This window comes from Stenotrophomonas muris, assembly GCF_052751275.1.
On record NZ_CP199879.1, the window covers coordinates 301,330 to 321,582 of the forward strand.

Genomic DNA, 20,253 nt, shown 5'->3' on the forward strand with positions numbered 1-20,253 from the left:
CGGGGCCGCCTTGTAGCGCCGAGCCCATGCTCGGCTGCATTCCGTCGGGCCCATTGAGCCGAGCATTGGCCCGGCGCTACAACAATACGGGCCTAGACACGGTTGCAGCGCCCGATCAGGTAGAATCCGCGCCTTGATCCTGAAGCAGCCAGACGGTAGCACCCATGGGTAGAGGCCCCTCCATCGAAGCCCGCAAGAACGCGTCCGACGCGAAGCGCGGCAAGATTTTCACCAAGATCATCCGCGAGATCGGCGTTGCCGCGCGCGGCGGTGGAGGCGACCCCAACAACAACCCGCGCCTGCGCGTGGCGGTGGACAAGGGCCTGGCCGTGAACATGTCCAAGGACGTGATCGAGCGCGCCATCAAGAAGGCCACCGGTGAACTGGAAGGCGTCGATTACGAGGAAATCCGCTACGAGGGCTATGCCCCGGGTGGCGTGGCCGTGATCGTCGACTGCCTGACCGACAACCGCGTGCGCACCGTGGCCGACGTCCGCCATGCGTTCAGCAAGTGCGGCGGCAACATGGGCACCGAAGGCTCGGTGGCCTTCATGTTCAAGCGCCTGGGCGTGCTCAGCTTCGCCCCGGGTGCCGACGAGGAAGCCATCACCGAAGCAGCCATCGAGGCCGGCGCCGACGACATCGTGGTCTACCCCGATGACGGCTCGATCGACGTGGTCACCAGCCCTGACGCGTTCAACGCAGTCAAGGACGCAATGGTCGCCGCCGGGCATGTCGCCGACCACGCCGAGATCACCTTCCGCGCCGACAACGACATCAAGGTCGAAGGCGAGGTCGCCCTGCAGGTCAAGAAGCTGCTGGACATGCTCGAAGACCTGGACGACGTGCAGGACGTGTATTCCAACGCCGAACTCGGCGCCGACGCCTACGCCTGAGCCGTCCTCGACGGCCTGGGCGCGGGCCGTTGAACGGTCACCGCGGACAGTCATGAGCCCATACGCCTGCCAGCGCCCCCCGTTCCGCCCCGCCAGGAGCGCGGCATGACCCGCATCCTCGGCATCGACCCCGGTTCGCAGCGGACCGGGGTCGGCATCATCGATGTCGACGCCGCCGGCCGCGTCAGTTACGTGCACCACCAGCCGCTGGTGCTGCTGGGCGCCGACGACTTCCCGCAGCGCATGAAACTGCTGGTGCTGGGCCTGGCCGATCTGTGCCGCGAGTACCAGCCCAATGAAGTGGCCATCGAAAAGGTGTTCATGGCGCGCAATCCCGATTCGGCGCTGAAGCTGGGCCAGGCCCGCGGCGCGGCGATCTCGGCCGTGGTGCTGCGCGACCTGCCGGTGCACGAATACGCCGCCAGCGAGATCAAGCTCGCGGTGGTCGGGCGCGGTGGCGCCGAAAAGCAACAGGTTCAACACATGGTCGGGCTCATGCTCAACCTGAAAACCAAGCTGCAGGCCGACGCGGCCGACGCGTTGGCGGTGGCGATCACCCATGCCCACGTAAGGGCGACGGCCAACCGCCTGGGGCTCAGTGCCCGCCAGGCGTGGGGCCGCAAATGAGGAGCTGCACGCAATGATCGGTCGACTGCGCGGCATCGTCGCCTACAAGGCGCCGCCGTGGCTGGTGGTGGACGTGAACGGAGTGGGCTACGAACTGGAGGCGCCGATGAGCACCTTCTACGACCTGCCCGAGCTCGGCCGCGAGGTCACCCTGTACACCCATTACTCGCAGAAGGAAGACAGCGTCTCGCTGTACGGCTTCCTGCGCGAGGGCGAGCGGCGCCTGTTCCGCGACGTGCAGAAGGTCAGCGGCATCGGCGCGAAGATCGCGCTGGCCGTGCTGTCCGGTGTCAGCGTCGAAGAATTCGCGCGCATGGTCCAGGCCGGCGACATCACCGCGCTGACCCGCATCCCGGGTATCGGCAAGAAGACCGCCGAACGCATGGTGCTGGAACTGCGTGACCGCGCGGCCCAGTTCGGTGCCGGCGGCGCGCTGCCCACCGGCAGTGGTCCGGCCCCGGCCGATCCGCTGTCCGATGCCACCGTGGCCCTGCAGCAGCTGGGCTACAAGCCGGCCGAAGCGGCCCGCATGGCCCGCGATGCCTTCAATGAAGGCGACGAAGTGGCCACCGTGATCCGCAAGGCGCTGCAGTCCGCGCTGCGCTGAACCGCGTCCCTTTCCCCCAACCTACCGCCTGAGCTTCGCCAGGAGTCCCATGTCCAGCAGTCAAACCCCGCACGCAGCCGCCCCCGGCGGCCATGGCCACGCCCCCTCCACTGGAGGACTGGCGCTGGTCATCGGTGCGATCGGCGTGGTGTTCGGCGATATCGGTACCAGCCCGCTGTACACCCTGAAGGAGGCGTTCTCGCCACACTACGGGCTCAACAGCGACCACGACACCGTGCTGGGCGTGCTGTCGCTGGCGTTCTGGGCGCTGAACCTGGTGGTGACCCTGAAGTACGTCACCATCATCATGCGCGCCGACAACGATGGCGAAGGCGGCATCATGGCGCTGATGGCGCTGACCCAACGCACGCTGCGCAACGGCTCGCGCTCGGCTTATGTGGTGGGCATCCTCGGCATCTTCGGCGCCTCGCTGTTCTTCGGCGACGGCGTGATCACCCCGGCCATGTCCGTGCTCAGTGCGGTCGAAGGCCTGGAGGTGGCCGCGCCCGGACTTCATGTCTTCATCGTGCCGGTCACCCTGGTGGTGCTGCTGGCGGTGTTCGCCGCGCAACGCTTCGGTACCGAGAAGATCGGCAAGGCGTTCGGCCCGATCATGGCAATCTGGTTCGTGTCGCTGGCGGCAATCGGCATCTACAACATCGTCGATGCGCCCGAGGTGCTGAAGGCCTTCAACCCCTGGTGGGGCATCCGCTTCTTCATGGAGCACGGCTGGCACGGCATCTTCATTCTCGGTGCAGTGGTGCTGGCGGTGACCGGCGGCGAAGCGCTGTATGCGGACATGGGCCACTTCGGGCTGCGCCCGATCCGCCACGCCTGGTACTTCTTCGTGCTGCCGTGCCTGGTGCTGAACTACCTGGGGCAGGGCGCACTGGTGCTCAACCACCCCGAGGCCCTGAAGAATCCGTTCTTCGAGGCAGTGCCGTCGTGGGCGCTGTACCCGATGATCATCCTGGCCACCATGGCGGCGGTGATCGCCTCGCAGTCGGTCATCACCGGCGCGTTCTCGGTCTCGCGCCAGGCCATGCAGCTGGGCTACATCCCGCGCATGCGCATCAAGCACACCTCGCACGACACCATCGGCCAGATCTACATCCCGGGCATCAACTGGGGCATTGCGGTGATGGTGTTCGGGCTGGTGCTGGCGTTCCGCAGTTCGTCCAACCTGGCCGTGGCGTACGGCATTTCGGTGTCGGCCACGATGCTGATCGACACCCTGCTGCTGGCCGTGGTGGCGCGGACGTTGTGGCCGAAGTCGCGTGGCTGGCTGCTGCCGCTGTGCGTGGTGTTCTTCATCATCGACCTCGGCTTCGTCATCGCCAACGGCGCCAAGCTGCTGCAGGGCGCCTGGTTCCCGGTGGTGCTGGGCATCTTCCTGTTCACCATGATGCGCACCTGGCGCCGTGGCCGCGAGCTGCTGCGCGACGAGATCCGCAAGGACGGCATCCGCCTGGATACCTTCCTGCCGGGCCTGATGCTGGCCCCGCCGGTGCGCGTGCCGGGCACCGCGGTGTTCCTCACCGCCGACCCGACCGTGGCGCCGCATGCGCTGATGCACAACCTCAAGCACAACAAGGTGCTGCACGAGCGCAACGTGTTCCTGCACGTGGAAACCCTGCCGATCCCGTATGCGATGGAAGGGCAGCGGCTGAAGATCGAATCGGTGGGTGACGAGTTCTACCGCGTCTACGTGCGCTTCGGCTTCATGGAGACCCCGGACGTGCCGCTGGCGCTGATGCGCTCGTGCGACCACGGTGGCATCTATTTTGATCCGATGGACACTACCTTCTTCGCCAGCCGCGAGACCATCGTCGCCACCGCCAACCGCGGCATGCCGATCTGGCGTGACAAGCTGTTCGCGCTGATGCATCGCAACGCCGCCCCGGCCACCGGCTTCTTCCGGATTCCGGGCAACCGCCTGGTCGAACTCGGGGCCCAGGTCGAGATCTGACGCGCGCGGGGTCGGATCCCTTTTCCGCAGGAAAAGGGCTCTGACCCCATGTTCCCGGTGTTCCGGTTCGGGGTCAGAGCCGTTTTCCTCTGGAAAACGGATCCGACCCCATACGCTTTTGCCGCATAATCAGCACATGACCGACGACCGCATCATCGGCGCCGGCGCCACCCGCGAGGATGACGCCGCCGACGCCAGCATCCGCCCCAGGCGCTTGGCCGACTACCTCGGCCAGGCCCCGGTGCGCGAGCAGCTGGAGATCTACATCGAAGCGGCCAAGGCGCGTGGCGATGCGCTGGACCACGTGCTGATCTTCGGCCCGCCCGGCCTGGGCAAGACCACCCTCAGCCACGTCATCGCCAACGAACTGGGCGTGGCCCTGCGCGTGACCTCCGGCCCGGTGATCGAGAAGGCCGGCGACCTCGCTGCGCTGCTGACCAACCTGCAGCCGCATGACGTGCTGTTCGTGGATGAGATCCACCGCCTGTCGCCGGTGGTCGAGGAAGTGCTGTACCCGGCGATGGAAGACTTCCAGATCGACATCATGATCGGCGAGGGCCCGGCGGCCCGCTCGATCAAGATCGACCTGCCGCCGTTCACCCTGATCGGCGCCACCACCCGCGCCGGCCTGCTGACCGCGCCGCTGCGCGACCGCTTCGGCATCGTCCAGCGCCTGGAGTTCTACAGCGTCGAGGAGCTGACCCGGATCGTGCGCCGCTCGGCCACCATCCTCGGCATCGACTGCACCGCCGACGGCGCCGGCGAGATCGCGCGGCGCGCGCGTGGCACCCCGCGCATCGCCAACCGGCTGCTGCGCCGCGTGCGCGACTACGCGCAGGTGAAGGCCGGCGGCCACATCGACGAGGCCGTGGCACAGGCCGCGATGAAGATGCTCAAGGTCGATCCGGAGGGCTTCGACGAGCTCGACCGGCGCCTGCTCAAGACCCTGGTCGACTACTTCGACGGCGGCCCGGTCGGCATCGAATCGCTGGCCGCGGCGCTGTCCGAAGAGCGCGGCACGCTGGAAGACGTGGTCGAGCCGTACCTGATCCAGCAGGGCTTCCTGGTGCGTACCGCGCGCGGCCGCATGGCCACCCACAAGGCTTACCGGCACATGGGCCTGAAGCCGAAGAACCCGCCGCAGGACCTGTTCGCGGAGGTTCCCGATGTCGGTTGAGCCCCGATTCAGTTGGCCGACACGCATTTACTGGGAAGATACCGACGCAGGTGGCGTGGTCTACCACGCCCGCTACGTGGCCTTCATGGAACGGGCCCGGACCGAATGGATGCGTGCGCTCGGCTACGGCCAGGAGCGCATGCGCGCCGAGCACGGGATGGTCTTCGCGGTGCGCTCGATGCAGATGGATTTCATCAGGCCGGCACGGCTGGATGACACCCTGCAGGTGACTGCCCGCCTGGTCCAGCTGAAGAAGGCCAGCATGGTCTTCGACCAGCAGATCCTGCGCGACGGCGAGCTGCTGCTGTCCGCGCAGGTCCGCATCGCCGCACTGGAAGCGGCCAGTTTCCGCCCGCGTGGCATGGACGATGCCGTCCTTGCCGTGCTGCAACCCCACCTCCACCCCGAATCCGAACATTGAGGAACAACGGATGATCGCAACGCTCCTGGCCCTGCAGGCCACGGTCACCGAGGCACTGCCGGCCGACGTCAGCAACGCCGCGACACAGACCCTTGCCCAGGCCACCACCGGCGGCGGCATCAACTACCTCGAACTGATGGCCAAGGCCAGCCTGCCGGTGAAGATCATCGTGCTGCTGCTGCTGGTCGGCTCGTTCGTCAGCTGGGTGATCATTTTCCGCAAGGCCCGCGTGTTCAAGCAGGCCACCCGCGAAGCCGACGAGTTCGAGAACCGCTTCTGGTCCGGCGCCGACCTGGGCAAGCTGTACAGCGCAGCCACCGACCGCAGCCGCAGCGTGACCGGCCTGGAAGCCATCTTCGAAGCCGGTTTCCGCGAGTACACCCGCCTGCGCGACAAGCGCCGGCTGGATGGCCGTGCGCAGCTTGAAGGCGCGCAGCGCGCCATGCGCACCACCTACACCCGTGAAGTGGACCAGCTCGAGCGCAACCTGGAGCTGCTGGCCAACATCGGCTCGACTGCCCCGTACGTGGGCCTGGTCGGTACCGTGTTCGGCATCATGGTGACCATGCACGACATGATCAGCAGCGGTGCCCAGGCCGGTATCGCCGCCGTCGCGCCGGGCATCTCCGAGGCACTGTTCGCCACCGCCATCGGCCTGTTCGTGGCGATCCCGGCGGTGTGGGCCTACAACCGCTTCACCACCCGCGTGGAGCGCATGTCGGTGCGGTTCGAGACCTTCGCCGAAGAGTTCAGCTCCATCCTGCAGCGCCAGAGCGCTGGCGACGAGTAAGCGCCTGACCCGGGAGTCCAAGCCATGTCCGCTGCCATCGGTCGCCGCAAGCGCCGCAAGCTGAAATCGGAAATCAACGTCGTTCCCTACATCGACGTCATGCTGGTGCTGCTGATCATCTTCATGGTCACCGCACCGCTGCTCACCCTGAGCTTCGACGTCGACCTGCCGCAGTCCAACGCCAAGGCGCTGGAGAGCAAGCAGGACCCGGTGATCGTCTCGGTGCGCCAGGACGGCCAGCTCAGCCTGAAGCTGCCCGACGCCAAGGAGCCGGCCGCCGTGTCGGCCGAGGAACTGGAAGGCCGCCTGGCCGGCATCGCCGCCCAGGACAAGGGCGTGCGCGTGATCGTCGCCGCCGACCGCGCCGTGGCCTATGAGAAGGTCATTGCCGCGATGGACGTGATCAAGCGCGCCAAGGTAGACAAGGTAGGCCTGGCCACCGATGCACGCTGACGCCCTGCCACCCCCGCATCAGCGCGAACCCGGCTGGGGTCTGCCCCTGGCGCTGGCTTTGCTGGTGCACCTGCTGGTCGCGCTGGTCTTCATCGTGGCCTGGCTGTGGTCGCCCCAGCGCAACACCGATGCCGCCGCTGGCGACCCCTCGGTCGAGGCCAGCCTGGCGCTGTCCGCCTCCGAGGCGTCCGCCGCACGCCAGGCGCTGCGCCAGTCAGAGAAGCTGGAGGACCTGCCGCCGCCGGTCGCCGAGCCGATCCCGGTGCCGGAAGACACCATTCCGCCGCCGCAGCCGATTCCCGAGCCGCGCCCGCAGGACGCGCCCACGCCCCAGCAGCAACAGGCGCAGGAGCGTGTTGCGCAGCCGGACACCAAGGACCAGGAAGCGGTGAGCGCACTGGCCATCTCGCAGGAGAAGGCCAAGCAGGAACAGGAAGCCAAGCGCCGCCAGGAGCAGATCGACCTGACCGAACGCAAGCGCCAGGAAGAAGCGGAGCAGAAGCTGCGCCTGGCCAAGCAGCAGGAAGCGGACGAGAAGAAGAAGCAGGCCGAGCAGGAGCGCGTCGCGGCTGACAAGGCCGAGGCCGAGAAGCAGAAGAAGATCGCCGAGATCCGTGCCCGCCGCGAGCAGGCCGAGAAGGAAGCCAAGCTGGCCGAGCGGAAGCTGCGCGAGGTCGCCGCCGCGCGCAATGCCGCAGGCAGTGCCGCTGCCGGCTCCAGCGGCGCTTCCCAGCCGGCGGCCGGTGGTGGTGGCAACAGCGACGATCTTTCAGCCAAGTACGCCGCAGCGATCCAGGCCAAGGTGCTGTCGCAGTGGGTGCGCCCGGATACGGTGCCGCTGGGCCAGCGTTGCCAGATCACCATCACCCAGATTCCGGGCGGCACGGTGATGCAGGCCAAGGTCAGCCCGAACTGCCCCTATGACGAGGCCGGCAAGCGTTCGATCGAGGCCGCGGTGCTCAATGCGCAGCCGTTGCCGTACCGCGGCTTCGAGTCGGTGTTCGCGCGTACGCTCAACTTCACCTTTACCGCCCAGGATCGCTGAGGCGGGCAGGGCAGGGGTGGCCTCGGGCCACTCCTGCCCACGGATGTCGCGCTTGCCTCTGGCGTGCTCGGTTTCGGCCGGGCAGGCTGCAGGCTGCTGTCGAACACCGCCCCGAGGGGCGGCGTGACCGGGGCAGGCAGGTGCGATGTTAGCCACGACGTTAACGGTGCGTGAGAGGACGGGCTGGAACTGACCCGGAATTCACGTACCCTTGGTTCATGATTGCGAAGCGGTTCACTCCTGCTTTGTTATCCCTCGTTCCGGTTTCCCCCTATTGAGCGCTCCATGAAAAAGATGCCTCGCTGGCTTGCCGTGTTTGCGGCCCTGTTGCTGCCCTTTGCTGCCGTCGCGCAGCAGAAGGGGCTGGATATCGACATCATCGGCGGCAATGCCTCCGCCCTGCCGATCACCATCGTGCCGATGCCCTACCAGGGTTCGTCGGCCGCTCCGCAGACCGACGTCGCCGGCGTGGTCCGCGCCGACCTGGAGCGTTCGGGCCAGTTCCGCACGCTGCCGGAAGCGCAGATCGTCGAGAAGCCCGTGCGTGGCGGTGACATCCAGTTCGCCACCTGGCGCGCGCTGAAGCAGAACTACATCGTGGTCGGCCGCGTGCTCGATGCCGGTGCCGGTGCCTACCGCGTCGAGTACGAACTGTTCGACGTGCCGAAGGGCGAGCGCCTGCTGGGCCTGGCGATGACCGCCCGTGGCAACGCCATGCGCGACGTCGCCCACCAGATGGCCGACGCCATCTACGAGAAGATCACCGGCGTGCGCGGCGCCTTCTGGACCCGCATCGCCTACGTGACCGCCAGCGGCAAGGGCGATGCCATGCGCTATGCGCTGATGGTTGCCGACTCCGACGGCTACAACCCGCAGACCATCGTGCGTTCGGCCGAGCCGCTGCTGTCGCCGTCGTGGAGCCCGGATGGCAGCAAGCTGGCCTACGTCAGCTTCGAGCGTGGCAATTCGGCGATCTACATCCAGAACATCGGCACCGGTGCGCGCGAACTGGTCACCAGCTTCCGCGGCATCAACAGCGCCCCGGCGTTCTCACCCGATGGCCGCAAGCTGGCCCTGACCCTGTCGCGTTCGGGCAACCCGGAAATCTACGTGATGGACCTGGGCAGCAAGCAGCTGACCCAGCTGACCAACCACTTCGCCATCGACACCGAGCCGACCTGGGCGCCGGATGGCAGCGCGGTGTACTTCACCTCCGACCGCGGCGGCCGCCCGCAGGTCTACAAGGTCGGCGCCGGTGGCGGCAGTGCCGAGCGCGTGACCTTCCAGGGCAACTACAATGCCAAGCCCTCGGTGTCCTACGACGGCAAGAAGATCGCCGTTGCGCAGGGCTCGGGCAACAGCTACAAGATCGCGATGATGGACAGCTCGCTGGGTTCGCCCCGCTGGAGCACGCTGTCCCCGGGTTCGCTGGATGAATCTCCGAGCTTTGCGCCCAACGCAAGCATGGTGTTGTACGCCGCCCGCGAGGGTGGCCGTGGTGTGCTGTACGCCGTTTCCGCCGATGCGCGCGTGCGCCAGCGGTTGGTTCTGGCTGACGGAGATGTGCGCGAACCGGCATGGTCCCCATACCGTACCCAGCGCTAAAAGAGTGTTAATATTTTCGCTGTCTTGAACCCCTCATCGGCCTAGGAGCCACAAAGGTATCGCCATGAACAAGTCCACCCGCGTTCTGCTTGTTTCCCTGCTGTCTGTGGCCGTCCTGGCCGGTTGCTCGAAGAAGGTGAAGGAAGAGCCGGCAACCCCGGTCGACACCGGCACCTCCACCACCACCCCGACCGGTCCGTCGACCTCCGGCCTGTACGGCCCGGGCGACCTGGACACCGACGCTTGCCTGCGCCAGCGCGTTGTCTACTTCGACCTGGACAAGGAAGACGTGAAGCCGGAATTCCAGGCCATCATGGCTTGCCACGCCAAGTACCTGCGTGACCGTCCGTCCTCGCGCATCACCCTGCAGGGCCACACCGACGAACGCGGTTCGCGCGCGTACAACCAGGCCCTGGGTGAGCGTCGTGGCAACGGCGTCAACTCGGCCCTGCAGGCCAACGGTGGCTCGGCTTCGCAGCTGACCGTCGTGTCCTACGGTGAAGAGCGTCCGGTCTGCACCGAGTCGAACGAGTCCTGCTGGTCGCAGAACCGTCGCGTCGAAATCGTCTACACCGCGCAGTAATCCATGCGCATTGGCATCAAACTGATGCTGGTCGTTGCGGCAGCCCTCGTGGCTGCCGCACCGGCGCATGCACAGCGACAGAGCCTGGCCGACCGTGTCGGCGCGCTCGAGCAGCAGATGTACAACAACAGCGCCAACCAGGACCTGTTGAACCAGATCAATCAGCTGCGGCAGCAGGTCACCAGCCTGCAGGCCTCGATCGAGCAGTTGCAGCACGACAACGCCCAGCTCAAGCAGTCCGCCCAGGACCAGTACCTGGATCTGGACAGCCGCCTGAACCGGTTGGAAGGGGGCAATGCCGCCCCGGCCCTGCCGCCCGTTCCGGCGAGCGCGCCGAAGGCCGCACCGGCCCCGGCAAAACCCGCAGCGGCGGCCACTTCCGAGCGGCCGCCTTCCGTCCACGGTGATGCCGGCAGTCTTGCCGCCACCGGCGACGAGCGCACCTCCTACAACGTCGCCTTCGATTCGCTGAAGGCCGGCAAGTACGATGATTCGGCGCAGTTGTTCCTGAGCTTCCTGCAGCTGTACCCGAACGGCGTCTACGCGCCGAACGCGCTGTACTGGCTGGGCGAGAGCTACTACGCCACCCGCAACTTCCCGATGGCCGAGACCCAGTTCCGCGAACTGCTCTCGCGCTATCCGACCCACGACAAGGCCGCCGGCGGCCTGCTCAAGGTCGGCCTCTCGCAGTATGGCGAGGGCAAGGTCGACCAGGCCCAGCAGACGCTGGAGGCCGTCGTGGCGCAGTACCCCGGCTCGGACGCCGCGCGCACCGCGCAGGACCGTCTGCAGTCCATCCGCCTCGGCAAGCAGATCCGCTGATCCGCTGACCCGGCGTACAATAGGTGCCCTGTAGAGCCGAGCCCACGCTCGGCTGCTTTCGTTTCCGGTTCGGCAAACCCGCCCGGATCCGGCAGCGCCGGGCCCTGTCTGCCCGGTTGTTTTCGTAGAGCCGAGCCATGCTCGGCTGCGTTCGTTACCGGCCACGGTAGCCCACCCGCCACGTGTCCCACCAAGAAGTACCCGCCATGACCGCCGTTACTCCGTCCAGCGCCGCCGCCACGCCCAGTGAGATCGTGCAGTCGCCCCTGCCACGCCTGAAGATCACCGAGATCTTCACCTCGCTGCAGGGCGAAGCCGATACCGCCGGCTGGCCAACCGTGTTCGTGCGCCTGACCGGCTGCCCGCTGCGTTGCCAGTACTGCGACACCGCCTATGCCTTCCACGGCGGCACCTGGTGGGATATCGACGACATCGTGGCCGAGGTGCTGGCCCAGGGCGTGCGCCACGTGTGCGTGACCGGTGGCGAGCCGTTGGCGCAGAAGCGCTGCCTGGTGCTGTTGGAAAAGCTGTGCGATGCCGGCATGGACGTCTCGCTGGAAACCTCCGGTGCGCTGGACGTCAGCGCGGTGGACCCGCGGGTGTCGCGCGTCGTCGACATCAAGACGCCGGGTTCGGCCGAAGCCGCCCGCAACCGCCTGGAAAACCTGCCGCTGCTGACCGCCCGCGACCAGATCAAGTTCGTCATCTGCAACCGCGAGGACTACGACTGGGCCAAGGCGATGGTCGCCGAGCACGGCCTGGTGCAGCGCTGCACCGTGTTCTTCTCGCCCAGCAAGGGCGAGATCACCGCGCGGCAGCTGGCCGACTGGATTGTCGAAGACCGGCTGCCGGTGCGCTTCCAGATGCAGTTGCATAAAATCCTGTGGAACGACGAGCCGGGCCGATGAGCCGGCGCAGCGTTCCCTGATGTAACTCCGGCGCGGGACAGCGTGCTGGCTTTCCCCTCCCAACCGGATGTTTTTCCCATGAAGAAGGCAGTCGTGCTTCTCTCCGGCGGCATGGATTCAGCCGCCGTCATCGCCATGGCCCAGGAACAGGGCTTCGCCGTGCATGCCCTGAGCGTGCGCTATGGCCAGCGCCATACCTCCGAACTGGACGCTGCCGCCCGCGTGGCCAAGGCCCAGGGCGTGGTCGCGCACAAGACCGTGGACGTGGACCTGCGCAGCATCGGCGGCTCGGCACTGACCGACGACATCGACGTGCCGGAGGCCGGCGGTGCCGGCATTCCGGTCACCTATGTGCCGGCGCGCAACACCATCATGCTGTCGCTGGCCCTGGGCTGGGCCGAAGTGCTTGGCGCCAACGACATCTTCTGCGGTGTCAACGCCGTGGATTACTCCGGCTACCCGGACTGCCGCCCCGAGTTCGTGGCGGCGTTCCAGGCGCTGGCCAACCTGGCCACCAAGTCGGGCGTGGAAGGTGCGGGCATCAAGGTGCACGCACCGCTGCAGTTCCTCAGCAAGGGCCAGATCGTCAGCGAAGGCGTGCGCCTGGGCGTGGACTTCGGCCTGACCGTGTCCTGCTACAACGCCGACGCTCACGGCGCCGCCTGCGGTCATTGCGATGCCTGCCGCCTGCGCGCGCAGGGCTTTGCCGAGGCCGGCGTGCCCGACCCCACGCTGTACGCCTGACCGCGTCTGGTAGAGCCGGCCGCTGGCCGGCTTCACTGCAGGTGCGAACCGCCCCTTCTTGGTGGGTGCAAGCCGCCCCCTCTCGGTGGGTGCGCCCGCCCCCCTCTCGGTGGGTGCGAACCGTTGGTTCGCACTCCTTGACCTACCGGGCCTGCAACCATCCCGATGCCTCGATGAAGCCGCGCACCGCGTCCGGATCGGCGTAGTCCAGTTCGATCATCCGCGCGATGGCGGCCCCCTCGTCGGTCTGTTGGCGCATGTACTCCTGCGCGATGCGGTATCCGGCGTAGTAGCCCAGATCACTCACCCCGAACGGATTGCGCGCGCTGTTGTACAGCCAGTTGTCCAGGCTGTCACCGTGCATCTCGGCAAGGAAGCGCGTGCGGATTTGTGCCTCGTGCGCGGGCCCATAGGCGTACAGCGGCAGTGCCGGACGGCGACCGCTGATGCGCTCTGCCACGTATTCGGCCACGCCTTCGCGTACTGCGTACTGGGCCAGGCTGCCAGTGGTCTCGCGCTGCTGGGTATGCACGTACTCGTGCAGGTTGTTCTGCGCGTTGTTCGCACCGGGGAGGCTGTCGTAGAAGATCCGCAGGCGGCCGCGCATCGGCTCGGGCAGCTCGCTTACGTCCACGCGCTCATCGCCCAGCGCCATCTCCGCCCCGATCAACACCTTGTCGCCCAACGTGGTGCCGCCGGTACGCAGCACGCCCATCGCGTAGGTGATGGTGGCCGGACGCAGTGCAGGGTAGAGCGCGCGGAACGCGTCCAGGTCCCGGTCCAGCGTGGCGCTGGCCTGCTGCGCGTTCGCAGTCAACGGCCGTACCGAAGTCCAGAAGCGTGGCCATGACTGCATGGCCTCGGCGTATTCGCGGGCCGTGTAGTTGCGGACCTGCATCAGTGCATGCAGTCCGGGGCTGCCGGGATCGATGTAGCGTTGCTGGACCAGCACCACGCGGCGTTCGGCATCAGGCTCGGCGCGCACCGCGTCATAGGTGGCCCAGAAGCGGGCGATGTCGTCAGTGACGACCTGGGACGTCGAGGCCACTGCTGTGCAGGGCAACAGCAGGATGGCGATCAGACAGCAGGTGAGGCGCATCCGTGGCTCCGGGTGGTGAACATGGATGGGATGCGTGGAAGGCCCTGAAGGTTTAAGCGGGCTGACCCGACCGGGTAGTGCCGGCCGCTGGCCGGGACACGCAACACCCCTGTACTTCGCGCGACCCGGCAAAGTAGGGTAGAATGCGGACCCCGCCGAAAGGCCGGGCGATGCATCGGGCCGTTAGCTCAGTCGGTAGAGCAGAAGACTTTTAATCTTTTGGTCGAAGGTTCGAATCCTTCACGGCCCACCAATTGCACCAATGACTTAGGCGCCCTTGCGGCACCTTTTTCATATTTCCGGAAAAATTAAGTGGTTCCACGCTCGAGCACGTGCGGCTTATGAGGCGGTTGAACCACCGGCGCATCTCTTCGGTGACGTGACCACATGCGGTCTTGTGGGCCTTCGGTGACGCCCCGATGTTGTAGCCCACACAAGGCCAAACGCTTGGCGTCGGATGTGACCGACGCGAATACCTCGGTGATGACGTGCTGGAGCATCCCCCCAGTGGGTGAAGCTACCTGCCTGCGCCGCTGCTGGCCTACATCTTCATTTCCCGTCTGAAGAATCAAAATTCTGCCGACATTGGCGGAATTCCTCCGCATGAGCCACTACCCATGTCCACATGGGAATCATCAGTACAAGAAGGTCCTTGCCCAGCGCTGTGATGCTGTACTCCACATGTGGCGGTACTTCGCGGAAATCCTGCCGGCTGATCAACCCGTCACGTTCCAATTGCCGGAGGGTGCGCGTAAGCATGCGCTGGGTGATCCCCTTCATCCGTCGAGCGACCTCGGCGTGACGCAGCGTTCCATACACGCCAAGCGCATGGATGATACCCAGGGACCAGCGGCTACCAGCGTGCGCTAGAACCTCCCGGCGCAGTCCATCTTCGTCCTCGCTCATCCCGTCGCATATGGCTTGAGAGTGCCTTAGGAGTTCTTCCGGACTCATGAACGGTGCGGTCGGTATCATCGATGTGCCTTCTTACGTATGGGCCATTAGGTGAGCAGAATCGCCGCCATCGTACACACACAAGGCGATTTCCATGTCATCTCATATCAGCACTACCCCCTCTCGGTCGATCCTGGTGCTCGGCGCAGGCGAGCTTGGAATGCCTGTCATCCGGAACCTTGCACGTTTGGCCGTAAGTCATCCAGGCACACGGATCAGTGTGATGCTACGGGCGACGTCGATCGACTCAGAACTGCCGGAGAAGCAGCGGGTGGTCGATGAAATCCGCGCCTTGGGGGTGAATATCGTTGCTGGCGATCTGGTAACTGAATCAGTAGAAGCGTTGGCGGCCACCTTCGCGCAGTTCGACACAGTGATTGGATGCACCGGCTATGCCGCAGGCCGCGATACGCCAATGAAGGTCGCGCGTGCGGCGGTGAAGTCTGGTATTCCCCGCTACTTCCCTTGGCAGTTCGGTGTCGATTTCGATGCCATTGGGCGCGGTGGCCCCCAGGATCTGTTCGACGCCCAGCTGGACGTGCGCGAGTATCTTCGTTCGCAGACTGCGATGGATTGGGTGATCATCTCCACTGGGATGTTCACCAGCTACCTCTTCGAGCCCGACTTCGGCGTGGTCGACCTGATTGGGCATAAAGTGAACGCCCTGGGCTCGGCGAGCAACGCTGTCACCTTGACCACGCCGGATGATATCGGCGCAATGACAGCGCGCATCGTGTTCCACACACCTGCGATCCGCAACGAGATCGTGTATCTGGCAGGTGACACCATCCACTACGGCGACCTTCCGGATATTCTGCAGAAGGCGTTCGGCGAACCTTTCGAGCTGACGATCTGGGGTGTACCCCAGCTCATGCAGGAACTGGCTAACGACCCGGGCAACATGATAAAGAAGTATCGCGCGGCCTTTGCCCAAGGGAGGGGCGTTGCGTGGGATGTGGAGCGAACCTTCAATGCGAAGGTCGGGGCCGAGCTGCAGGGCGTGCAGGCGTGGCTGGATTCCAACGTGCAGGGCTCCTGATTTGCCGCTGGATTGTGAGGAGGCGCCTACTGGGCGCCTTCTCATTGCCGTTCCCGACCGCACGCTCACGATGGTTGTACGTCGCGGCACACCAGTTCGCCAACGGCTCGGCAACCGACGTCAAACGGTGGAGTCTTGGTCGTGGATCCCGTGCATACCGCTTGAGACGCCGGAAAAATGGTCGAGTGAGCTTAGGACCTGCAATGGTTCCACGCTCGATGGGCGGAAAAATAGAGTGGCGCAACCGGTTGTTTTCAAAGGAAGCGCCAGCCTTCTTTTAATCTTTTGGTCGAAGGTTCGAATCCTTCACGGCCCACCATTGCATTGACGATCAAGGCGCCCAAGGGGCGCCTTTTTTGTTGCTTCCTTCAAAGCACTTCCGCAATGGGGGAAGCGCCGCTGCAACGATGCGGTGTTGCAGGTGCTATCGACTCCCCGGCGCCCGCTGCCAGCGGGTGCGGGGAAGCGGCGCTCCGCGCACCCGCTTCCGTCGCTGCTGCCCCCGCGTCGCTCACCTTAAAAAATTACCTTTAAGGTAAAAATATTGGTAATTTCAGGTAATTGATCTCATCAGAACCGGCCGTTTCCGGCCGGCCAGGGACGCTGTCAGCCGTAATGCGCGCGCAACAGCCCGGCATCGTGGAAGGAAATGCCCTCGCGGATGCACTCCTCCGCGCGCTCCATGTCCTTGTGCAACTGGATCAGTGCGTCGTCGGCGAGCTGCTCGATGTTGACCACACCGCAACATGCCTGATCGATCACATGCTGCATGGGTTCGCCCCAGCGTCGGCGTACGTTGCGGATCATGCGGCAATGCCACTCGCGCATGATCGCGTCCATGCGCCTCTCCCCGCGGACCCCATGTGCGTCTCCCGCCACCACCCGCAATGCCGGCGCCGGGGTGCGCTCGCCGCGCAGTTCCTGGGTCCTAGCGGCCAACCGCTGTGCGAGCTCCTCGAGTCGCGTGTGAGTCATCCTTTGCCTCCCTGATCCGTCTTGCCAGAAGCTTCGTCAGGTCGAGCACATTGTCCGGTGCAGAGGGCTGACCGAACTCGTCCACGACCATGAATGCGGTCTCCAGCAGCACGGGATCGTAGATCCATTCCGGTGGATCGCCGACCAGCTCCAGGTAGTGCGAAAGCACCTTGACCGCAGCGCTCATTTTCTCGAAATCCAGTCCCGTAGATTGAGACTGAAGCGACACGTCTCCGTCCTGATCGACGCGATCCAGCGTTCCATGTGGAAGCTGCATCACTGATTCAAGATCGCGCGCAAGCCGATGGCCGATGCTCTTCGGGTTGCTCTCGGAAATCCACTGGCTGACCTGGGGCTGGGCCCAGCGGGTGCCACCGTACAGGCGGGCCCACTCGGCCGGGCCGCCGGCGGCGGCCACGCGGAGGCGCATGTTGAGGGTGCGAGCGGTACTGGCGTCCATCTGTAGATGGTGCGCTGCATTACCAATCCAGCAAATGACCAAAACGGTATTGACTATCCATTACCGTGGCAGTAATGTGTGGCCCATGAACCTCATCGACTACGCCATCTCCCAAGGGGGCTACGGCACCCCCAGCTGTCCCGTCATGCGCCGCCTGGCCCACCAGACCGGCTGCGCGCTGCGGACCCTCTACATGATCGCCCGCGGCCACAAGCTGCCCGGCGCGCGCCTGTGCCGGCGCATCGAGCTGGCCACTGCGGGCGCCGTGCGCCGCGAATCCCTGCGCCCGGATGTGTTCGGTCCGACCCCGTCGCCCGTCAAAGGAGAAGCCACCCATGCAGCTTGATACGTTCGGTGAGTATGTCCGCAGCCGCCTGGAGCACTGGGGCGGCGAATATGCGCTGCATCGCGACTGCGAATACCTCGGCTTCCAGTCGCGCAACCTGCTGGCGGTGCTGATCGAGCATCGTGGTGACATGCCGGGGCGGGCCCAGGGCTACAAGCCTCTGGAAACCGATCAGCTGGCGCAGCAGATCGAAGACATCATCACGGCGGTCGCGCGTGACAACGTGGCGATGGCCTGTGCGCTGCGCGGCTACTACTGCGGGCGTGGCCGACGCAAGGTCGAACGATTCGAAACGGCGAATCTGCTGCTGGCCAACAGCGGGCAGCGGCCGGTATCCAACCGGCATTACCTCAACCTGGTCGAACTTGGCTTCCAGCGCGTACGTGGCTGGATGGAGGGCATCGCCCAGGCCGCATGAGCGGCGGAACCGATCTTCCGCCCGCCTCCCGACCGGAACAACCCTCGTGCCGAGCCGGCAGCGGGGCGGGCACCTCTTCGGGCCACGTCGATGCGACGCGGCCTGCATTCCCTCCAGGACCCATCATGAAAGAAGAAATCATCAGCACGGCCGGCGCGGCGGCCATCAAGTCGGCGCCGCCGGTTACCGTCGCCGGTGCGCTTGCAGCCGGCATCACCCTGGACCGCCTGGTCGTGGTCCTCACCATCATCTACCTGGCGGCGCAGATTGCCTATCTGGGCTGGCGCTGGCTGCGCGAATGGCGCCGCAGGGAGCGCGAATGAGCCGGCCCGGCAGTACATTGCCGGTACGCAGCCTGGTCGCCGCGCTTGCGCTGAGTGCTGCGGGCCTGATCGCCATCGTTGACCGCGAGGGATACACCGACGCCGCAGTGGTGCCCACGCGCAATGACCGACCCACCTATGGCTTCGGCTCGACCGTTCGCGAGGATGGCACGCCGGTGAGGCTGGGCGACCGCACCACGCCGGTACGCGCGCTGCATGCCGTGCAGGCTCATCTGGCCAGGGAGGAAGGGCAGTTCCGCGCGTCGCTGCCCGGTGTGGCGCTCAGCCAGGGCGAGTACGACGTCTATGTCGATTTCCTCTACCAGTACGGCATTGGCAACTGGCGCGCGTCGTCGATGCGCCGGCATCTGCTGCAGGGTGAGTATCACCAGGCCTGCGATGCCTTGCTGCTGTGGAGGCGGGCAGGGGGCTACGACTGTTCAACCCGCATCGACGGCCGCCCCAACACCGTGTGCTGGGGAGTGTGGGAGCGCCAGCAGCAGCGCCATGCGCGTTGTCTGGCGGAGCAGTGACCCATGCCGCGCATGCTGGTGGTGATGGCGTCGCTGCTGCTGTGGTCGTTGCTGATGTTCATGACTGGCTGGCGTTGGCGCGGTGATCGCAGCGACCTCGCGATGGCGCGTGCCGATGCGGAGCAACAGGCCGGCGCGGTGCAGTCCGAACGGCGGTTGCGCCGGGATCAGGAAGAACGGAGCGAGGCGATGGCCTCACTGGGGGAACAACATGAACAGGATCGTGAGCGCGCGGCCGAGGTGGATGCCGATGTGGTGGCTGCCCTGCGCGCTGGCACTCTCCGCCTGCGCGACGACCTCGCCGCGTGCCATACCGGCCGTCTGTCCGAAGCCGCCGCCCGCACCGGCGAACGTGATGCGGGCGCCCAGTTACGAGCAGAGGTTGCGGCAGCGCTTGTTCGAATCGGACGCGATGCCGACGACCAGCTCCGTGCCTGCCAGGCCGTGATCGAACTGGATCGCCGTTGAGGGCGCCGGCGCAGTTATGCTGGCCGTCCTCTCGAAAATGGAAGTTCGCATGCGCGTCGTCGCTCTCTCCGCCCTGATCCTGCTGGCCGCCGCAGGGCCGGGCCTCGCAGCTGTTCCCACCGTGCCGGAAGCACCGCCGGCATCGACCGCTGCGGCCGCACCACTGGTCATCGGCGAGACCTTCACCGTGCAGTCGAAGGCACTGGGCGAGACCCGCCGCATCAATGTCTATCGTCCGCAGCCCTGGGGCCTGGATCCGAAGGCGCCGCTGCCGGTGCTGTACATGGCCGATGGCGGCATCGGCGAGGATTTCCTGCATGTGGCAGGGCTGGTGCAGGTGCTGACCGGCAATGGCAGCATGCGTCCGTTCCTGCTGGTCGGCATCGAGAATACCGAGCGCCGCCGCGACATGACCGGCCCCAGCAGCGACCCGCAGGACCAGAAGATCGCGCCACGCATCGGTGGCTCGGCGGCCTACCGCAGCTTCCTGCGCGATGAACTGATGCCGCAGGTACGCCAGCGCTACCCGACCACAGACGAGCGTGCGCTGATCGGTGAGTCGCTGGCTGGCCTGTTCGTGGTCGAGACGCTGCTGCAGGAGCCGACGCTGTTCAACAGCTATATCGCGCTGGACCCCAGCCTGTGGTGGAACCGTGGTGCGATGCTGGCCGGAGCATCCCGGCAGCTGCCGGCGGTGACGCGTGCACAGCCGCACGTATTCCTGGCCAGCAGCGGGCAACCGGAACTGGCCGCCTCCACGGCACGACTGGCCGCGCTGCTGCAGCAGGCCTCGCCGTCGCCGCTGGTGAAGTACCTGCCGCTGCCGGAGGAAACCCACGCGACCGTCTACCACCCGGCCGCATTGCAGGCGCTGCGCACACTGTTCCCGGCGCCGCCGCCGGCCTCGCCCTGACCGCGCGTGGCGCGGCGCCGCGCGACGTGTGAGGATGCGGTAGCGACGCCACCCGGGTACGTCGCCCGCAACGGGAGA

General features: G+C 66.0%; 25 protein-coding genes and 1 tRNA gene. 22 read left to right on the plus strand and 4 right to left on the minus strand.

From position 1 onward, the window contains the following. The first annotated feature begins 164 nt into the window (after nt 1-164). The 14 genes from ACUVWL_RS01245 (at nt 165) to queC (ending at nt 12,647) form a co-directional block, all read left to right on the plus strand. Nucleotides 165-896 carry a YebC/PmpR family DNA-binding transcriptional regulator gene (locus ACUVWL_RS01245; RefSeq protein WP_014648165.1) on the plus strand — a complete coding sequence of 244 codons (732 nt, stop codon included), beginning with the start codon at nt 165-167 and terminating at the stop codon, nt 894-896. 105 nt (nt 897-1,001) lie between these two features. Beyond that, nucleotides 1,002-1,523 carry a crossover junction endodeoxyribonuclease RuvC gene (gene ruvC, locus ACUVWL_RS01250; protein ID WP_014648164.1) on the plus strand — a complete coding sequence of 174 codons (522 nt, stop codon included), beginning with the start codon at nt 1,002-1,004 and terminating at the stop codon, nt 1,521-1,523. A gap of 13 nt (nt 1,524-1,536) precedes the next feature. Next, a complete protein-coding gene (gene ruvA / locus ACUVWL_RS01255) occupies nt 1,537-2,130 on the plus strand; it encodes a Holliday junction branch migration protein RuvA (RefSeq protein WP_014648163.1) in 594 nt (197 codons plus the stop codon). A gap of 49 nt (nt 2,131-2,179) precedes the next feature. Next, entirely contained in the window at nt 2,180-4,099 is a 1,920-nt protein-coding gene (locus tag ACUVWL_RS01260) for a potassium transporter Kup (protein ID WP_075075726.1), read from the plus strand. Nucleotides 4,100-4,235: 136 nt separating this feature from the next. After that, nucleotides 4,236-5,276 carry a Holliday junction branch migration DNA helicase RuvB gene (ruvB, locus tag ACUVWL_RS01265; RefSeq protein ID WP_014648161.1) on the plus strand — a complete coding sequence of 347 codons (1,041 nt, stop codon included), beginning with the start codon at nt 4,236-4,238 and terminating at the stop codon, nt 5,274-5,276. Further along, a complete protein-coding gene (gene ybgC / locus ACUVWL_RS01270; RefSeq protein WP_014648160.1) occupies nt 5,266-5,697 on the plus strand; it encodes a tol-pal system-associated acyl-CoA thioesterase in 432 nt (143 codons plus the stop codon). The genes ruvB and ybgC overlap by 11 nt, the downstream gene beginning before the upstream one ends. A gap of 10 nt (nt 5,698-5,707) precedes the next feature. Next, nucleotides 5,708-6,487, plus strand: a complete 780-nt coding sequence (tolQ, locus tag ACUVWL_RS01275; protein WP_005410752.1) for a protein TolQ — start codon at nt 5,708-5,710, stop codon at nt 6,485-6,487. 24 nt (nt 6,488-6,511) lie between these two features. Continuing rightward, entirely contained in the window at nt 6,512-6,940 is a 429-nt protein-coding gene (gene tolR / locus ACUVWL_RS01280; RefSeq protein WP_006438804.1) for a protein TolR, read from the plus strand. Continuing rightward, nucleotides 6,930-7,985 carry a cell envelope integrity protein TolA gene (gene tolA / locus ACUVWL_RS01285; RefSeq protein WP_014648159.1) on the plus strand — a complete coding sequence of 352 codons (1,056 nt, stop codon included), beginning with the start codon at nt 6,930-6,932 and terminating at the stop codon, nt 7,983-7,985. The genes tolR and tolA overlap by 11 nt, the downstream gene beginning before the upstream one ends. Before the next feature lie 285 nt (nt 7,986-8,270). After that, a complete protein-coding gene (gene tolB, locus ACUVWL_RS01290) occupies nt 8,271-9,590 on the plus strand; it encodes a Tol-Pal system beta propeller repeat protein TolB (RefSeq protein WP_014038220.1) in 1,320 nt (439 codons plus the stop codon). 64 nt (nt 9,591-9,654) lie between these two features. Further along, entirely contained in the window at nt 9,655-10,173 is a 519-nt protein-coding gene (pal, locus tag ACUVWL_RS01295; protein WP_014648158.1) for a peptidoglycan-associated lipoprotein Pal, read from the plus strand. A gap of 3 nt (nt 10,174-10,176) precedes the next feature. Further along, on the plus strand, nt 10,177-10,995 hold the full coding sequence (gene ybgF / locus ACUVWL_RS01300; RefSeq protein WP_049406165.1) for a tol-pal system protein YbgF: 819 nt from the start codon (nt 10,177-10,179) through the stop codon (nt 10,993-10,995). Nucleotides 10,996-11,201: 206 nt separating this feature from the next. Continuing rightward, a complete protein-coding gene (gene queE / locus ACUVWL_RS01305) occupies nt 11,202-11,903 on the plus strand; it encodes a 7-carboxy-7-deazaguanine synthase QueE (RefSeq protein WP_046432157.1) in 702 nt (233 codons plus the stop codon). Nucleotides 11,904-11,981: 78 nt separating this feature from the next. After that, nucleotides 11,982-12,647 carry a 7-cyano-7-deazaguanine synthase QueC gene (queC, locus tag ACUVWL_RS01310; protein ID WP_032958954.1) on the plus strand — a complete coding sequence of 222 codons (666 nt, stop codon included), beginning with the start codon at nt 11,982-11,984 and terminating at the stop codon, nt 12,645-12,647. 142 nt (nt 12,648-12,789) lie between these two features. Here the strand turns inward: queC and ACUVWL_RS01315 are convergent, their stop codons facing one another. After that, on the minus strand, nt 12,790-13,746 hold the full coding sequence (locus ACUVWL_RS01315) for a DUF2268 domain-containing putative Zn-dependent protease (protein WP_445978763.1): 957 nt from the start codon (nt 13,744-13,746) through the stop codon (nt 12,790-12,792). A gap of 177 nt (nt 13,747-13,923) precedes the next feature. Here ACUVWL_RS01315 and ACUVWL_RS01320 point away from each other — a divergent pair. Next, nucleotides 13,924-13,999, plus strand: a tRNA-Lys gene (locus ACUVWL_RS01320). Nucleotides 14,000-14,295: 296 nt separating this feature from the next. Here ACUVWL_RS01320 and ACUVWL_RS01325 read toward each other — a convergent pair. After that, a complete protein-coding gene (locus ACUVWL_RS01325; protein WP_233614865.1) occupies nt 14,296-14,652 on the minus strand; it encodes a winged helix-turn-helix transcriptional regulator in 357 nt (118 codons plus the stop codon). Nucleotides 14,653-14,794: 142 nt separating this feature from the next. Between ACUVWL_RS01325 and ACUVWL_RS01330 the strand changes: the two genes are divergently transcribed. After that, nucleotides 14,795-15,739: an aromatic alcohol reductase gene (locus ACUVWL_RS01330; protein ID WP_142235263.1), complete on the plus strand. Its 945-nt coding sequence runs from the start codon at nt 14,795-14,797 to the stop codon at nt 15,737-15,739. A 606-nt stretch (nt 15,740-16,345) separates the two neighbouring features. On the opposite strand, the gene ACUVWL_RS01335 is transcribed toward ACUVWL_RS01330, so the two are convergent. Both ACUVWL_RS01335 and ACUVWL_RS01340 read right to left on the minus strand, forming a co-directional pair. Beyond that, the gene (locus ACUVWL_RS01335; protein ID WP_032958956.1) at nt 16,346-16,579 is read right to left on the minus strand and encodes a hypothetical protein; all 234 of its coding nucleotides are present in this window, start codon (nt 16,577-16,579) and stop codon (nt 16,346-16,348) included. Between the two features lie 88 nt (nt 16,580-16,667). Beyond that, on the minus strand, nt 16,668-17,174 hold the full coding sequence (locus ACUVWL_RS01340) for a hypothetical protein (RefSeq protein WP_041863715.1): 507 nt from the start codon (nt 17,172-17,174) through the stop codon (nt 16,668-16,670). A gap of 85 nt (nt 17,175-17,259) precedes the next feature. Here ACUVWL_RS01340 and ACUVWL_RS01345 point away from each other — a divergent pair, with 85 nt between their 5' ends. The 6 genes from ACUVWL_RS01345 to ACUVWL_RS01370 all read left to right on the plus strand — a co-directional run bounded on the left by ACUVWL_RS01345 (nt 17,260) and on the right by ACUVWL_RS01370 (nt 20,175). Then, nucleotides 17,260-17,520, plus strand: coding sequence for a YdaS family helix-turn-helix protein (locus ACUVWL_RS01345; protein WP_046432091.1), 261 nt, complete (start codon nt 17,260-17,262; stop codon nt 17,518-17,520). Further along, complete coding sequence (locus tag ACUVWL_RS01350; protein ID WP_014038211.1) at nt 17,510-17,938, plus strand: hypothetical protein; 429 nt, start codon at nt 17,510-17,512, stop codon at nt 17,936-17,938. The genes ACUVWL_RS01345 and ACUVWL_RS01350 overlap by 11 nt, the downstream gene beginning before the upstream one ends. A gap of 125 nt (nt 17,939-18,063) precedes the next feature. Continuing rightward, nucleotides 18,064-18,261, plus strand: a complete 198-nt coding sequence (locus ACUVWL_RS01355) for a hypothetical protein (RefSeq protein WP_014038210.1) — start codon at nt 18,064-18,066, stop codon at nt 18,259-18,261. Further along, a complete protein-coding gene (locus ACUVWL_RS01360) occupies nt 18,258-18,794 on the plus strand; it encodes a glycoside hydrolase family protein (RefSeq protein ID WP_014648117.1) in 537 nt (178 codons plus the stop codon). Before ACUVWL_RS01355 ends, ACUVWL_RS01360 begins: the two co-directional genes overlap by 4 nt. A gap of 3 nt (nt 18,795-18,797) precedes the next feature. Beyond that, a complete protein-coding gene (locus tag ACUVWL_RS01365) occupies nt 18,798-19,262 on the plus strand; it encodes a lysozyme (RefSeq protein ID WP_134809199.1) in 465 nt (154 codons plus the stop codon). A gap of 49 nt (nt 19,263-19,311) precedes the next feature. Next, nucleotides 19,312-20,175 carry an alpha/beta hydrolase gene (locus tag ACUVWL_RS01370; RefSeq protein WP_445391854.1) on the plus strand — a complete coding sequence of 288 codons (864 nt, stop codon included), beginning with the start codon at nt 19,312-19,314 and terminating at the stop codon, nt 20,173-20,175. The last annotated feature ends 78 nt before the right edge of the window (nt 20,176-20,253 follow it).